This window comes from Novosphingobium sp., from assembly GCF_965228995.1.
GTDB lineage: Bacteria > Pseudomonadota > Alphaproteobacteria > Sphingomonadales > Sphingomonadaceae > Novosphingobium.
In genome coordinates this window covers 2,579,732-2,595,845 of record NZ_OZ245852.1, presented here as the reverse complement: position 1 = coordinate 2,595,845, position 16,114 = coordinate 2,579,732, and the positions used below count along the sequence as shown (strand labels likewise).

Genomic DNA, 16,114 nt, shown 5'->3' with positions numbered 1-16,114 from the left:
ATGCGCTTAAAGTCCTTTGGCTGCACCTCCGCCCAGTCCTCGAATTGGGCAAGCGCGGCGCGGCAAGGAGCAATTGCACAATCACTTCGGCGCAGACTTTGCTACGCCGCCCCATGATTGCGCCTTTTTTGCAGCGTTAGAGCGCGCAGCGGTGTCTGGAGAATTAGCCTCGCCCGGTATTTCCCCCCCAAGCGCAGCACCCGCCATCCCGTATCTTCGGCTGCTCTCGATCGCGCTCGGCAATGGGGTTGCTGCCTGCCGTCGCCAGTTTGCGTAGCGCTGCAGCCTTCTCCCTCGGCTCAGCAAGGGTCAGCAGCTTGCGCAGCATCAAGGGATTTCGGTCCAGCTGGCTATTGCCATTGGCAAAGGCATTGCGCTCAGCGACGTCAACCAGCACCTGCTTGCGGGGCTTCCCGTCCGGACCAATGCCGGGTTTGGCGCTACAAACCTGCGAGACTGTCAACCTGCCCATAAAAGCTCCACATTCTTCCCCACAAGATCTTGTGGCTATAGGTGGAGGTCGATGCACTCTTATGCACCAAGGGGAAGCTTTGGCTGCTGGCCTCCTCAAGGGGCCGTGGCTATTGATCCTCCTCAGGGAGCCACCCCCTCCAGCTACCTCAGAAGCTTAGTGGACCGAGCCGATCCGCCCGTCGAGGATTGCGTCGAGGACGGCCGGATGCAGCGGCGCTTCGAAGCGCAGAGCGGCGGTAAAGCCGCTGGTCCAGTCGACGATGGCAGGCCGCGCCTCGATCCCCGGCAGCGTGAGCCACACCAGCATGCCCGGCTTCAGCGTCTCCATCGAATCGATCCGTGCCGAACGGCAGGTGAGTTCGCTCAAGGTCGCTTTTGCGCGGAGCACCCCGCGGCGGTAAGTCGCGGAGATCAGCGGGCCGCGCGGCGCAGCGCCCCACGGGTTGGCCTCGTTTCCAGGAGCTTGCTTGACCAGCATGGCGTCTGTTCCCTGCGCAGGATCGGATGATCGCTGCCCGGAAAGAAGAACGGCCCGGTAACCCCGCCTTTTAGCCAAGCGGGGCAACCGGGCTGCCTATGCGCGTTAGTACCTATTTACGCCACGCGGAGCGGGGCCTCGGTCTCAAGCGACTGGTCGATCGAGGCTGCAACCATTTGCGCCGTGACCGCGCTCAGCGTCCAGCCGAGATGGCCATGGCCCGTATTGTAGAACACCCGCGAACGCCGTCCTGCGCCGACGCGGGGCATCATGTCGGGCAGCATGGGCCTGAGGCCCGCCCAGGGCAGAACTTCACCCACGCTGACACCCGGGAAGAGCTGGCGCACCCACTGGATCAGCGGCGCAATGCGGTCGGCACGGATGTCGCGGTTCTCACCGTTGAACTCTGCGGTACCGGCTACCCGGAAGCGATCCTTGCCGAGCCGCGAGGTGACGATCTTGGCATCCTCATCGAGCAGGCTGACCCACGGCGCAGCGGCCTGGCTCGCTTCGTCGCGCATCATCACCGTGATCGAGTAGCCCTTGACCGGATAGACATTGACCCTGTCTCCCACCATCGCGGCAAGGCGGCGGCTGCCCACCCCGGCGCAGATGACCAGGCCATCGAAGTGCCCCACGTCCTCGATCCGCGCGTCGCTAAGGCTGGCGGTGCGAATGGTGACACCCCGCTCGTGCACGGCAATCGCCTGAACGGCGCGGTCAAGCTGCAGCACGGCGCCCTTCCGCTCGCATGCGGCGGCAAGCCCGCGGGTGAACTTGCAGATGTCGCCCGTGGCATCTGACGGCGTGTAATACCCGCCGCAGTAATCGCCGGTCACCGTGGGATCGATCCGGCGCATTTCTTCGGTGCTGACCTGAAAGCGGTCGAGCCCGCCCGCGCGCACCAGATCGTTGGTCTTTGCTGCAGCTGCGAAACTCTCGGCATTGCGGTAGATGTGAAGGATGCCGCGCTTCTCGCAGTCGAAGTCGATACCCTCGCGTTCGGCGATGCCGAAGAGGTACTTGCGCGCCTCGATTGCAAGCCGGACGGTTTCCATGGTGTTGACATCGTGCTTCGGGATCGCGCCGAGAAACTCGGCAATCCACGAAAACTTGTGCCAGCCCGGCCGCGGATTGAAGAGCAAGGGGGCATCGCGGCGGGCCATCCAGCGCAGACCCTTGAACACGGTGCCAACGGAATTCCAGACTTCGGCATTGCTGGCCGAAAGCTGCCCGCCATTGGCGAACGAGGTTTCCATGGCCGGTAGCGGCTGACGATCGATGACTGTGACGGAATGCCCGCGCTCAAGCAGCGCGTAGGCCGTTGTAATGCCGGTGATACCGGCGCCGATAACCGCAAAATGCGACATGAGCTGTGCTCCTCGATGTGTGAAATGATGGTCAGCCAGCCCCTGCGGGCCAGCTCGGCGTTCATTTCCCCATCTCTGTCGCTTGTGCCTGAGAGCTTGACCGCTTCGGTATCACCTGCCTGCGCGGATGACCCTACCCTACGGCTTTCTCCGTCGGCGGATGGCCGCGGGGTGCCGCGCCATCACTCTCCAGAGTGTCAAGACCACACGGTTCCTGGTGCCTGAGAGTTTCCTGGGGGGTTGCTCCGTCGGCGCCGGATCGAAACCTTGGTTTCATCCGGACTCTCCCATGCGGTCATCAAGACAATGGTTGCGGCATTCTCCTTATCTGATGGCCAGTGGGGCCAGAACCGATCCCGTCTTGCGAGTGGTCATGACTCGCAGGCATGGGCCTATCTCACAACCTTATTGTGCACTAGCGAAAAGAACAGGTCCAGCCCCCGGACCCGTTATGCCCGGTTTACCGATCAGTGCTGCGCTGCTGCCATGACGGCCGGCTTTGCGGCGTCTCCGACGACGACGAACGCCGCCCAGTAGAACGGGTGCGAGGTCTGCGGATCATCCATCAGCTTGGCCTCTGCCCCCGCGAGCGCGTCGCCAACCGATTCGCCGGGCTTGCCGGTGATCAGGCCGCCGATCAAACGGCGTGTGGCATCGAATTCATCGGGAACCGGCCAGTGGCTGGCGATGACAGCACGTGCCCCCGCCCCGGTGAAAGCGCGTACAAGGCCGTCCAGCGCATAGTTGCCGCCCGTGGTCACCCCTGCCTCGCGGCTTGCCGCCACGGTCGCCATGCCTGCCGTATCACAGGCGGAGAGGATCACCAGATCGGCATCGAGCTTGAGATCGAAGATCTCCCGGAAACTGAGCAATCCGTCCGAACCCTTGGCGGCAAAGCTCGTCACCAGCGCGGGCCGAGCCGGGCAATCCTTGCGCGGCGCCGAAACGAGGCCGTGGGTGGCGAAATGGAGGACGCGATACTGGTCGAGCGACGGGTCGGCGAGGAGGCCAGTGTCGGTGAAACTTGCGCCCGTCTTCACCACGCTGGTGCTGCCGAGCGTCTTTGCCGCGAAAAGCAGTTCATCGGGTTTTACCGGATGCTGCCACACGGCAAGCGGCCAGTCACAGCTGTCAGCCACGGCGGCGATCGGTCGTTGCTGCGGGACGGCATTGTTGCCGAGCCCGAGATAGGGCCGCCGCGCCGACGATGGGGCCAGCGCCCTGAGATCGAGGAAAGCACGCGCACTTGTCGCGATCGAAATGGCCCGCGCGCGGCCGAGCCAGGCAATCCCGGTAAAATCGAAGGCATCGGCATCGATATCGACCGTGCGGGCCTTGTAGGCCGCAATCCCTGCATCGGCCGTCACCAGAACGGCGGGCGGCAATTGGAGCATCGCGGCGTCAGGCTCGAACACGAGGTGGTGAACGCCGGCCAGTTCGGCGTCTACCGGGCCGAACAGCGCCTTGTAGAGCGCGCGCGAACGATCAAGATCGAAGGGCCGGTTGACCGCCTTGCCGTTTTCGATGGTGACGATGCTGCTGCGGATCTTCTGGACCTCGCGCGCGAGTTCGCTGCGTGAAAGCGGGACGGCGAACAGGCGCGCCGAGGTCGACGTCGCATAAAGGCCGTAGATATCCTGCCCCACGGCGACGAGCTTGTAATAGGCCTCGCCCGATTTCAGCGCGGCCTGCATCTCGGCCAGCGCGACGCGCTTGGGGGTTAGCGCCGTGTAACGCGGATAGGCGGCCAGCTTTGCGAGGATCTCGGTCTGCTCGCGGCGCAGGCCGGTCAGGGCATCCTGCTGCGCGGCCAGTTCGGTGGTTTCGGTGGCACTCGGATCGGGAAGCGAGCCCAACCGGGCAACTTCGCCTTCCGCGCGCACGATATCGCGGCTGCGCGCCAACGAAAGTCGGAACAGCGCGGCGGCGGCGTCGTTGCCCTCTGCCAATTGCCGCGCGAGGATGGCCTGCGTCTGCGCGACACCCGGCCGTTCCAACACTTGCGCAGCGGCAAAGGCAGCGGCGGTGCGGGTGGCGGGATCGCTGCCCTCACCCGCCAGCAAGGTGAAATAAGGTGCGAGCAGATCCCTCAGCGTGGTGCCGCTATCCGGGATGGCCGCGCTATCATCGACCACGGCGGCAAAGAGTTTCTCGGCCCCATCGCGATCACCAGCCGCTAGCAGGAACGCGGCCTTGCGGGCCTTGGCGGAAAGCACGGCAGGCGATGCCGGATAGGCTGCTTCAAGAGCGGCAATCGCGCGGTTGAAGCCGGCTTCCGCCTCGCCCTTGCGCCCGGCCGCCGCGGCAATCCGGGCAAGCTCGATCTCGATTTCGGCAGATAGCCAGACAATCGAACCCACCTGCCCGCCGCGCACAGTTGCAAGCCGTTCGCGCGCCTTGGTAAAGCCCGCGACGGCATCATCGGTGCGGCCGACCATCCGCGCAGCAGTGGCGCCAATCGCGAGGGCCTGAGCATCGAGGATTTCCGCCTTCTCGCCGCGGGTCAGCGAAGGATCGGGGGTACCCATGCGCCGGGTCGCGGAATTCTCGCGGTTGATCGCTTCAGCCAGCGGCAGATTGATCACCCCGTCTGCGAGCCTGGCCTTGTCGAACACGGCATTCACCGGATCGACTGCCCTCGCCAGTTCGGCCACCGCTTCATCAGGGCGACGCTGGTTGAGCTGATCGAGCGCGCGATAGTTGCGCAGCAGACGCTGGGCGAGGCCGTCACCAGCCAACTGCGCCGCTGTGCTTTCCGCGAAGAGACGCGCTGCAGTATCGAAATTGCCGAGGTTCGATTGCTGGAGTCCCTCGTTGGCAAGGGCTTCGGCCATATCGGCCTGCTCGCCGGACTGGCTCCGCGCCTTTTCGGCAAGCACTTCGAAGAATGCGGCGGATTCGGCAAAACTGCTGCCGTTGTTGCGCAAGTAGCCTTCCCCGCGAACTCCGAGCGGATCGAGCAGCCCTGCCTGGAGGCGCGCGAAGGCGGCTGCGTCGGTCACTTCGGTGGTGGCGACCTTGATCTCGCCTTGAATCGGCTGGTTCAGCACCACGCTGGCCAGAGCAAGGCGCAGCGCGGCATCGTAGGCGGCGAGGCCTTCGACGAAGTAGCGGGTATCGCCCCTCGTCAACGCATAGCGCCGATAATCGAGCCCGCTCGCGGGATCGCGGCAAATCATCGCGTCAGCTTCGCCAAGTGCTTCGATCGCTATACGGCCTGGGCCGCCGCAGGCCCGCTGCATACCGGCGGAGGCTGGAACCCCGGCTACCGGCTCTGCATCGATGGGAAGCGCGTGACGGACTGCAACCAGGGTGCCCACCGCTCCCGCAGCGTCGCGGCAGGAAATGGTGTAGCCACGGTCGAACATGCCGCCAAGGCGCGGATCGCGGGGCGCAACCTGCGCGGTGCAGACCACACCTGCCGAGCCAAGCCGAAAGTTGCTTCGTACCGATATCGGCACCGGCCGCGCCGCGAGATCGGTGGGCGCAATGGCGCTTGCCAGCGCCGCCAGAGCTGCGAGGAGACCGACAGCGCGCATCATGGCCGGGCACCTTCCAGCAAGGCCCCGCCGCTCAATGCGGGATTGCCGCTACCGGCGATCGGCTCGTCGATCTGGCCGGGCAGCCCATCGGGCTGAACCGGAAGCAGGAGCGGCGGCGGCTGGATCGCGTTCTGGCTCGGCAGCTTGCGCTTGTCCGGATCGCGGGGCGTTTCGCCGATCACCGGCTTGTCCACCCCATCGATAACCGTGCGGATGCCGGGATCGGGTTCGCCTTTGATCAGGGTGATCCCGCAAAGATCCGCGGTCAGCAGGCAGCCGTTGAGCCGGCTGTTCGCGGTGAAACCGGAGCGATCGATACCGCTCTGCTTGAATTGCAGCCACGCCTTTGATCCGCCGATCAATCCGCCTGCGGTGCGGAACGTGCCGTTGATGATCACGGCAATCGGGGTCGCCCCAGCGGGCCGCACCTTGAACCCGGCAAACGGCTCCTCGAAGCCAAGCGGATCAACACCGTTCCCGCTGCGCTGGATATAGAAGCTGCGCCCCACCGTGAAATCGAGTGCGCCCGCCTGTAGGACCGGCCCATTGCTGCCAGCACTCACACGGTCGAGCGCCGGTTCGACCCCGGCGAAGAAGGGATCGATTGCCAGTTTTGCCAGAAGCGGTGCCGCCGCGACATGGATATCGCGCGCGTCGATCTGCAGCGTGCCGGTCGGTGCGCCGCCCTTGCCAAGCACCGCAAGGCTGCCGGTATCAGAGGCGATCTGGAACTGGCCGGTGTTGAACACGAGCGCGTTGCTGGCCCGGAAGCCGACTGCGCTGAGCGCTCCCGCCACCCGGATCGTTCCGCTGGATCCACCGCCAAGGACCGTACCGGTGCTGAAGCGGACCGTGCCCAGCGGATCATCGATCGTGCTGCCAGCATCGGGCCCGGTCACATCGAGCTTGCCGATGATGATATCGACGGCTCCGGCCACATCCTGTCCGAACACGCTGAGCGAGCCGCTGTTGATCCGGCTCCATTCGCCGTTGTCGAGCGAGAAGCCGCTGGTCGGGACAACGCTTCCATCAAGCCCGTCGCCGATCCGCAGCCCCGCCGCATTGCGCGAGACGAGCGTGATGGTGCCGGTCAGCCCCGCATTGAGCCCGGCGCCCACTGGCATGACAAGGTCGTTGGCGCGCAGCTCGATCGTGGGAGAACGCCACACGCCGCCAAGCGAAGCGGTGCCGCCGGCATCGACGAAGATGCTGCGCACGGCGGTGATGCCCTGCGTAGTGGCATCGCCGGTAACGGCGGCCGTGAACGTACCGGCACTAACCGGACCGCTGACGGTGATCCCGCCTCCGGCGGCCACCAGCGGCTGGGCAAAGACTGCGTCGAAGTTGTAAGCGCCGATCGCTCCGCCCGCGGTGCCGAGCGTGTTGCTGGCCGCGAGGATGCGGCCCGCCTGCGTGGCGAGGCTCGCCGTGCGGACCGAACCACCGGCAAGCAGCAGAATGTCACGCGCGTTCACCGCGCCTGTCGTGAGATCACCCGTTGCGATCAGCGCGGTATCGGTGGCGGCGGTGATTGCGCCCACCGTGAGCGATCCCGCGTTGGCGCGCAGTTCGACCGTCGTCCGGGCCGCGCTGACATTCCCGGTCGTGAGATCGCTTGCGGCGCTGATCACAACGTTGCTCGCCGCATCGAGATTGCCGAGCACGACCGCGCCCGCGGTATTGCGCAGGTCGATCCTGTCACCCGCCGTGATCGCGCCGCCCGTCACCGCGCCGGCGCTCCCGATCAAGACAGACCCGGTCGAGGCTGTGACATTGCCGAAGCCCAGTGTGCCGCCTGCCGCAAACGTAACCGCCGTGCCGCTGACGTTGCCAAGCGCGAGCTTACCGCCCGCGTTCGCGGAGACAGTGCTTGCGGCAAGGACCTTGCCGGCCGTTGCGGCAGTCTTGGCAGAAAGGCTGACCGTGCCGCCCGTTGCCGTGACATCCCCGGCGGACAGTGCACCGCCGCTGCTCGACAAAGTGACCGTGCCGTCTGCCGTCACGGCACCCGACACGAGGTCACCCACCCCGCTCATCACGACATTGCCGCCGGCCGAGCTCGCAAGTCCTGTCGTGACCGCACCGAGCCCGGTTACCGCTACGCCGCCAATTCCGGAAAGATCACCCGCCGTCAGCAGGCCGCCGCTGCTGAGGTTTAGCGTGCCTTCCGAACTGGCGGAGACAATGTTCATGGCACCCGCGGATGTGGCCGTGATATCCGCAGCGGCCGATGTCAGCGCACCGGCCCTGAGACCGCCAGACGTGCTCGTTAGCGTGACAAAGCCTGGCGCGGTGACCGATCCAGCAGCAAGGTCTCCGCCCGCGCTGAGCGCTGCATTGCCGCCCGCCGTTTGCACGTTGCCGACGGTGACAGCGGCGAGGCCAGTCACGATCACACCTTCATTGGCGCTGAGATTGCCCGCAGTCAGGGCGCCAGTGCTCGATACATCGAGTGTGCCTGCCGACACGCTCGCATTACCCAGCGCAAGCGTCGTGCCTGCCGTAACCTTGAGCCCGCTCGCACCGGGTACTCCCGCCGCCGACAGATTGCCCAGGCTCGCCGCACCGTTGGCGGCCGCGATGATCCGCCCGGTTGTGGCCGACACTGCGCCAGAGGTCAGATCGGACCCGGCCCCGAGCGAAATGTCGCCCGCTGCACTCGTCGCACTCGCAAGCTTGAGGCTGGTGCCTGCAGCCAGCGCGATCCCGTTTGCGGCGGTCACCACGCCCGCCAAGCCGGACGTCTTTGCGGTGAGGCTCACCGTGCCTGCGGTCGCCGTCAGATCGCCAGTGCCGATGCCCCCGCCCGTGCTGGTCAGCAGCACCTTGCCGCCCGCCGTGACGGCGCCAAGTGAAAGGTTTCCAGCAGCGCCAAACACCGCATCGCCCGCAGTCGCGGTTACCGCATTCGCGCTGAGCGTGGTGTCCGCATTTGCCGTCACCGAGCTGCCACCGAGAGCGGCAAGCGTTATCGATGCGCCCTTGAGGGAAAGGGAGCCGTCTGCCTTCAGCGAGCCGCCACTGATCGCGCCGGTCGCGGTGAGCGAGATCTGCCCGGTGGCGTTGATATCGCCCACCGCGAGCGTACCGGTAGCGCTGAACACCGCATCGCCGCCGCCCGCAGTCGCAACCCCGGTCAGCGCCGCATTTCCACCGGAGGTGACCGACAGGGCGCCGGTCTGCGCCGTGAGGCTTGCAGCTTTCAAGGTGCCGCCGCTCTTCAGGCGCATATCACCGGTATCGACTGTCGCGCTGCCAAGGCTGAGGGCACCGCCGCTGGACAGGTCAAGCCCGATGCCGCCGGCCACACCAAGCGCTGCGATCGCGCCAAGTGTCGCTGCGCCGCCCGCCTTCACCGTCAGAATGCCGCCACTCGTACCCAGGTTGGCCGTTACGATATCGCCGCCAGCGTTGAGCAGGAGATCACCTCCGGACGTGCTGGCAGAGGCAAGCGTGAGACCGGTCCCCGCCGAGACAGCGATACCGTTCGCGGCCGAGACGTTCCCGCCCAGAACCGATCCACTCGCCGTGATTGCCACTGAGCCGTTACCGGAAGTGAGGTTACCGGTGCTGACTTTACCGGCTGTTGCTGTGAGCGCGATCCCGTCAAAAGTTGAGACATCGCCGGTGGTCAGGTCGGTCGCCGCCTTGACGCTCACGTCACCAGTGCCCGTAGAAACCTTGCCGACCGCAACATTGCCCGACCCAATGACAGATACACCGATCTGGGCAAACAGGCCGCCAGCGGACAGCGCACCGCCGGCATTCAATGCGATATCGGTGCCCGAAAAGAGCGTTCCAATGTTCATCGCGCCTGCCGAGTTCAGGCTGATCCGTCCGTTAAGGTCCGTTTCGAGATTGCCGGTCGTGATCGAGCCAGCCCCGACAAGGATGAGATCACCGCCGAACGCGGTGCCCTTGCCCAGGCTAAGCGCGCCGCCGGCCGTAACGCGAAGAAGCGGGCCGGAAACGGGCGCTTGCGCAAACACATCGCCCAGCGAAGCGGCGCCGCCTGCGGTCACCAGGACGCTGCCATTGTTCGCGGTCAGATTGCCGGAGGTGATTGCGCCAGTTGCGCCAAGCGAGATGCCGTTGGCCCCGTTTGCCGACGTCAGATCGAGAGTCGTACCGGCTTGCAGATCAATCAGATTGTCCGCGCCGATCACACCGGCAGCAAGCGCTCCGCCCGCGTTCAGGTTGACTGAGCCACTTGCTGTCAGCGCCGTGACAGCGATGACGTTCTTGACCGTGACATCACCCGTAGAGACCGCCGTAAGCGCGCCAACATTTGCAGGGCCCGAAACGCTGATCGGTCCTCCGGCGGCAAGCGGCGCCGCAGTCAGCACAGCATCGAGATTGTAGGCACCGAGCGGATCGCCGCCGAACCCGAACATTTCGAAGTCGGCCAGCAGGATCCGGCCTTGCGCGGTGATCGCGCCGAGCGATTGCGTCGGCGAAAGAACCGCCATCTCGCGCCCGGCAAGCGAGCCACTCGCAATCGAGATCGGTGACAGCAGCACGAGATCGCCCGCAGCGGCGAGATTGCCGAGCGTCACTGCGCCGCGGCCGAACACGGTGATCCCGTAAGTTGCGCCCGGAAGCGCCGAAGGGCTCACCAGCCCCGCGGAGATGGCTCCCGCGCCGATGGTCCCGTCCGACACAAGCTGCACGCTGTCACCGGCCTGAACCGCGCCGCCAACCGCCAGCGACGTCGTGCCGTCAAGCGTAACCTTCTGGCCTGCGCTTGCCGCTCCTGTCGTCAATGCCGCGGCAGAATTGACCGAGACGGAGCCAACCGCAGTCAGATCGCCGACGGTGATCGTGCCCGGCGCGCCCACTGTCAGATCGCCGCCAGCCTGAACATTGCCCAACGAAACGGTCGTGCCCGCGGTTACCCCGACGCCCACCGCCGAGATAAGATTGTCGAGCCGCACCAGGCCCGGAGCCGTAAGGGTAAGCGCGGCGCCGCTATTCACCGACATATGTGCGAAGAGGTCGCCACCGGTCGTCAGTGATACCGAAGTCGTGCCGAACAGCGTGCCAGCTGTTCCGGCCGGTACCGCGCCGGGCAGCCAGTTCCCCGCCGAGATCGTCGCGGAAACTGCCGAAACATTGGCGCCGTCGAGCGTGGCCGTCAGGTCTGCGGGCGTAGTGAAGCCGAAATCGCCCGTCAGAACCGTATTGCCACCAGCGAGCGCGATGACCGAGGCTGGCGAATCCCCGGCCGCAACACCGGATGTGGCGAACGAGAGACTTCCCCCATTGATCGAGCCGCCATTCAGCAGCCAGGTCAGCGGGTGGCCGAGAATGGTCGCGGTGCCGGCAGTAGCACCCTTGCCCCCGGCGGCATTGGCATTGAGCGTGATCGACGGACCGGTGACTTGTCCGGTGCCGACCACAAAACGGACCCCGCGCAAATCGGCAGCTCCGCCGGCACCGCCGACTTCGGCACTGCCTCCGGTGCCGGTTCCGCTGCTGCCGCCGGTCCCTGCGGCCTGCACGAGCGTGGTTTTGGTGAGATTGAGAACCCCGGCTTCGGCCGTGAGCGTTGCAGTTCCGCCGGCCCCCTTGCCGCCATTGCCATCCAGGGCTGCCGGAATGCCGGTACCGCCGGCACCACCAACTCCGCCGACCCCGTTGGCCAGCACGTCTGTGGTGCCAAGGTTTGCAGCGCCGAGCGGAAGACCTGCCGCTCCGCCCGCAACCACGCCCAGCGTGGCAGAGCCGCCAACACCGTCGCCGCCCGCTCCGCCGATACCGCCCGTACCGCTGCTGAACGCGCCTCCGCCTGTACCACCAAGGCCGCCGTTGCCGCTCGCGTTCACTTTGGCGCTCGCGAGGGTAAGATTTGCATTGCCCGCTTCGGCCAGAATCCGGGCCCGCCCACCCGTACCGTTGCCGCCTGCGCCGCCTGCATCGGGGAACAGATCGGGCGCTGCGCCCGCCCCGCCGGTACCCTGCGCATCGACAACCGTGTCGCCGAAGGTCACCGTGGCATTGCCCTCGAGCGCACTATAGGAAATCACATCGGCATTGCCGCCCGTCCCGGCGCCGCCTTTGCCGCCGTTGGAGCCCGCCCCGCCATCGCCGTAAGCCCTGATGGTCAGGCCGGTCCCGGTGGTGCTGCCATTGCGCGCCGTCAATGCTGCGGAGCCGCCAGCGCCCGCGCCGCCGGTGCCGCCGTCTCCACCAACGCCAATGGCAGACACCGTGGCCGCCCCGGTGATCTGGGCGCTGCCACCGCCGCCGAGCGTCGCAGCGTCGCCAGCGGAGAGGCTTGCCGTGCCGCCGGTGCCGCTACCGCCCGTGCCGCCCGAACCGGTGGAACCCGAACTGGCCGCATCGAGAAACGCGCCGGCGCCGCCGCGGCCATCGGCCAGAACGTCGAGGGTTTGCGCGAAAGTAGCCGTCCCACCCGCCGAACCGACGACGGCGCTGCCGCCCTGCCCTGCGCCGCCGTCCTTGCCGGAGTCAGTCGTTGCCGCGCCGCCCTGCCCTGAGCCGTCGACGGTAACGGCATTGCCGAAACTGAATGTGACGCCCTTGCCGGTGATAATCTGCGCGCTGCCGCCCTTGCCGGTGCCGCCCTCGACCGTGCAGGAAATGCAGCGCTGGCCCTGGCCGCCATTCCCGCTGGCATCGAGCGTGGTCGCACCCGTCACGCTGAGCGTGCCGCCATTGGCCTTGCCTACGATGAGCGCCTGCCCGCCAGACCCGTTAGAGCCGACAAAGCCGTCCTGGGCAGCGGAACCACCGGTGCCCGAGGCATCGAGCACGAGGGCACGGCCCACGGTCACACTCGAGGCGCTTTCGAGCGAGAGCTGAGCCGTGCCGCCGGTCGCCGCATTGGGCCCAGACACCGAGGCTGCGTCGAGGCTTTTGCCGAGGCCGCTCGCGGTGAGGTTCAGATCGGCTCCGACATCGACAACGGCACCATTCCGGGTGGTCAGCGTGGCCGCCCCGGCTTGGGCATCGACCCCTACTCTGGGGGCACGGGCGCTGCTGATCGTGGCGGAGCCGCCGACCGTGAGCTTGCCCTGATCGACCGTGACGCTCGCATTGCCGCTGTCGCTCGACAAGGCCCCGGCGACCAGACCAGCATCAAGCGCGGTGACCTTCAGATCACCCGTCACATCCAGCGACGAGCCAATCCCGCCGACCGAGATGAAGGCGCCGTCATCGGGTACTGCAGCAGGATCGCGCACGCCAGAAAGGTAGAGATTGGAATTGAATGTTGCCGTCTCGCCGGTCCCGACCGTGAGCGACGCCTGACCAGTCGCCTGGCCGGTAACTTGTGAGGTCGCAGCGATCGCGCCGATCGTAAGCGCGGAGGGAACGGCTCCGCCTACTTTCGCGCGCACCGTGTCGATCACCCCGCCGGTGATGCCGTATCCGGCAGAAAGCACAATCGCGTTGCCATCGACATTGGCGGCCCCGGCCACGTCGAAGCCAAGCGCGCTGCCCGATTTGATCGCCATGGTGATCGCATCGTTCTTGGGCACGGCGACCACGTAGACCCGGTGTGCCGCGCTGATCCCGGCGGCAGGGCCGGTAATCGTGCCGTCATTGGTGACGACCTCGCCTGCAGCGCTCGTGCCCTGATCGATCTTGATATCGTAGAGCCCGTCAGGCTGGAACGTGATGGTCGAGGCATCGGCCGCAACGATTACCGCCGAACCATCGACGTTGATCGTGCCCGAGTTGATTACTTTGGGCGCGATCAGGGCGACATAGGCGTTGGTCGGCCCTGCCGTGATCCGCGCGCCCTTCTGGACTTCAACACTGCTGCCAGCATTGGCCGGCAAGAAGCTGTATTGGTTCGCTGTTCCGAAGCTGCCGGTGGATGCATCAAAGCTCAGATCAGAGGCTGTCAGCGCGAGATTGCCGACATTGAACACCCCGGTCGGCGATACGAGGATGCCGCCTGGACTGTAGAAGAACAAAGTGCCGCCGCGGCTGGCCACGCCCGTGGCGAGATTGATCAGCTGCGAAGTGACCGTGCCGTTGAACACGATGGGGCGCGCCACATCGGTCGGGATGATCCGGTTCAGCACATTCAGCACGGTCGAATCGCCGTTGGTAAACAAGGCGCTCGTGCCGGCAGTCTGGAAGTCGATGGCGCCGCCGCCAATGGCGGTGTCTGTGGGTGACCAGTTGATCACCAGATTTGGTGCATTTGCCGTGACCGTCGTCGTGCCTGCGCCAGTCGAGATCACGCCGACACCGGCAACGATCGTGCCCGTCGCGTTGAATGACTGCGCGCGCGTGGTGATCGCCGGGGCAATCAGCATCGCCGCCATGGCAAACAGCGAAGGGGCGCTGGCAAAGCTTCTACGCATCAGCGGCCTGCCCACGGAAAGAGGCGTGTAGTGAGCGAGACAAGCACGCGCGGAGCGGGTCTGCGACCGGCGAACCCGGCCCGATCAAGCGGGACGGCGAGGCTGGCATCGAGCCGGAAGCGGGTGCCAAGATCGGCTCTGAGCCCGCCGCCGAGTGAGCTCAGGCGCTGGGCCTTGCCTGCACCGCGGTCCCACGCCCAGGCTGCATCTGCGAAGACGAAGGGCTGCACAACCGGCCCATTACCGTGCCCGATCGGCACATGCGGCCCGCGCAGTTCCGTCGATACGCCGAAGCCGCTGTCGCCGGTGATTGCCCCCGGATCGTAGCCGCGCCCGACGGTGTAGTTCCCCGGCACGAACGCCTCGAAGCCCAGCACCTTGCGGAAGGCGTATTGCCCGCGCGGATGTACCGCGAGCGAGAACCGTCCGAGCGCCCGTTCATATTCAAACTCGCCGCGCAGCACCGTCGCGGCAGGGCTCGCGTCATAACGGCTGGTCGGGACCCTCGTGCCGCACGCTGCGCCAAGGCAGGAAGCCGTTGCCCCCAACCCCGCAAGCCCTTGCCGCACTTCGAGCGAACCATCGAGCCGCCACGCCGGTTCGGCCCGGGTCAGGTCCACGCGGTCGAATTCGAGCCGTGCCCAGAGCACTCGCAACCGATCCCGGCTGAGCGGAAGGATCAGTGTGGTGTCCTGATTGAGCAGATCAAACCCGCCGCCTAGCCAGATATTCCCCGCCTGCGAACGCACCAGCGGATAGCGGGCATAGAGACTGGCGAGCAGTGTCCGCGCATCAAGCGGGGCACCGCCGGTCGCCTGCCCGAGATCAGGCCGCGTCCAGGCATAAGTGAAGGACGCACCGACGAGGAGCCCCTGATTGCCGGGGCGGAACTCGTGACTGGCCTGCAGAATGCGCTGCTCACGAAAATCGGAAGTTGAATAGTACGACAGCGTGGTGGCATCGCCTGCGCCGGTTATGCCGAAGGCCTGCACGCGCAGCTGGCCGCCCCATCGCCCTGTCGCGGCAGATGAGAGGTTCTGGACTGAAAAGTCAGCCGTAAGGGCCTGCCGGAGAACGGTTACTTCGCCAATCAGATCGCCGGGTGCCGTGCCCGCCGGGCGCAAGGTGAGCTGCACATTGTACCCGGGCAGATCGCGCGCGAGCAGCAAATAGCGTTCGGCCTTGTTCCGGTCGAAGATCTCGTCCTGGGTCAACCGGCCGAGATAGGCCAGCAACTTGCGCTCGGCACCGCGCGTCTCGCCCCGCGCGCGGATCGTGGTGATCCGGGCATAGAGCACTTCCATGCGCACCTGGCCGTTTTCGATCCGCTGGACCGGGACCTGCACCGCGGCAAGATAGCCCTTGCCCCGCAGGATCGTCGCTGCCGCATCGCGGATTTCGCAAAGCACGGAAATTGGCTGCGGCGTTCCCGCCAGCGGTTTCCATGCCGCTTCGAGTTCGGCCGCGGTTGCGCCTTTGAGGCCCTTGAAGGTAACCGAGGTGATGGTGGTCGTGATGGCGGCGAACTGGGGATCGGCAAGCGGACAGCCCGACCGTTCGATGCCACCGGAAACCGAAAGGCGCGGCGGCTGGACTGCCGGCGCGCGCGTTATACCGCCCAGCTCGTCACGGCTCGGCCCTGCAATCGAGGGCGTGCTGACTTGTCCGAATGCCGCCGGGACCGGCGCGAAAACCAGCGGGGAGGACGCCAGAAAAAGGGCAAACGCAAGCCAGCGGTTAAGGGCAGGAAATGCCCTCCATCTGCTGGTGCTGTAACCCTCCCACATTGCCGAGGCCCTTATCTGCACTTCTGCGCTCGTTGCGGACCCGTTTCTATAATTAAGTCGGGGGTAGCAAGCGCCAAGACCCCGTGTCAAACGCGATTAAGGCAAGAAATTCTGCTTGTTTTTC

The 16,114-nt window shown here is 66.0% G+C and carries 6 protein-coding genes and 1 riboswitch; all 6 genes read right to left on the bottom strand.

Features of this window, described 5'->3' with window-relative positions:
- Positions 1-163 precede the first annotated feature (163 nt).
- The 6 genes from ACO056_RS11780 to ACO056_RS11755 all read right to left on the bottom strand — a co-directional run bounded on the left by ACO056_RS11780 (position 164) and on the right by ACO056_RS11755 (position 15,990).
- The gene (locus tag ACO056_RS11780; protein WP_421846925.1) at positions 164-472 is read right to left on the bottom strand and encodes a hypothetical protein; all 309 of its coding nucleotides are present in this window, start codon (positions 470-472) and stop codon (positions 164-166) included.
- Positions 473-628: 156 nt separating this feature from the next.
- Positions 629-952 carry a PilZ domain-containing protein gene (locus tag ACO056_RS11775; protein WP_421846923.1) on the bottom strand — a complete coding sequence of 108 codons (324 nt, stop codon included), beginning with the start codon at positions 950-952 and terminating at the stop codon, positions 629-631.
- Positions 953-1,068: 116 nt separating this feature from the next.
- The gene (locus ACO056_RS11770) at positions 1,069-2,322 is read right to left on the bottom strand and encodes a D-amino acid dehydrogenase (RefSeq protein ID WP_421846921.1); all 1,254 of its coding nucleotides are present in this window, start codon (positions 2,320-2,322) and stop codon (positions 1,069-1,071) included.
- A gap of 198 nt (positions 2,323-2,520) precedes the next feature.
- Positions 2,521-2,622, bottom strand: a riboswitch (glycine riboswitch).
- 167 nt (positions 2,623-2,789) lie between these two features.
- Positions 2,790-5,864 (bottom strand): CHAT domain-containing protein, encoded by a 3,075-nt coding sequence (locus tag ACO056_RS11765; RefSeq protein WP_421846919.1) that lies wholly within the window; start codon positions 5,862-5,864, stop codon positions 2,790-2,792.
- A complete protein-coding gene (locus ACO056_RS11760) occupies positions 5,861-14,203 on the bottom strand; it encodes a beta strand repeat-containing protein (protein ID WP_421846917.1) in 8,343 nt (2,780 codons plus the stop codon). The genes ACO056_RS11765 and ACO056_RS11760 overlap by 4 nt, the downstream gene beginning before the upstream one ends.
- Positions 14,203-15,990, bottom strand: a complete 1,788-nt coding sequence (locus tag ACO056_RS11755; RefSeq protein WP_421846915.1) for a ShlB/FhaC/HecB family hemolysin secretion/activation protein — start codon at positions 15,988-15,990, stop codon at positions 14,203-14,205. Before ACO056_RS11755 ends, ACO056_RS11760 begins: the two co-directional genes overlap by 1 nt.
- Positions 15,991-16,114: the final 124 nt, after the last annotated feature.

Excerpts from the sequence above, each read along its gene's own strand:
- ACO056_RS11780 (WP_421846925.1), bottom strand. The coding sequence starts at position 472 with ATGGGCAGGTTGACAGTCTCGCAGGTTTGTAGCGCCAAACCCGGCATT.
- ACO056_RS11775 (WP_421846923.1), bottom strand. The coding sequence starts at position 952 with ATGCTGGTCAAGCAAGCTCCTGGAAACGAGGCCAACCCGTGGGGCGCT.
- ACO056_RS11770 (WP_421846921.1), bottom strand. The coding sequence starts at position 2,322 with ATGTCGCATTTTGCGGTTATCGGCGCCGGTATCACCGGCATTACAACG.
- ACO056_RS11765 (WP_421846919.1), bottom strand. The coding sequence starts at position 5,864 with ATGATGCGCGCTGTCGGTCTCCTCGCAGCTCTGGCGGCGCTGGCAAGC.
- ACO056_RS11760 (WP_421846917.1), bottom strand. The coding sequence starts at position 14,203 with ATGCGTAGAAGCTTTGCCAGCGCCCCTTCGCTGTTTGCCATGGCGGCG.
- ACO056_RS11755 (WP_421846915.1), bottom strand. The coding sequence starts at position 15,990 with ATGTGGGAGGGTTACAGCACCAGCAGATGGAGGGCATTTCCTGCCCTT.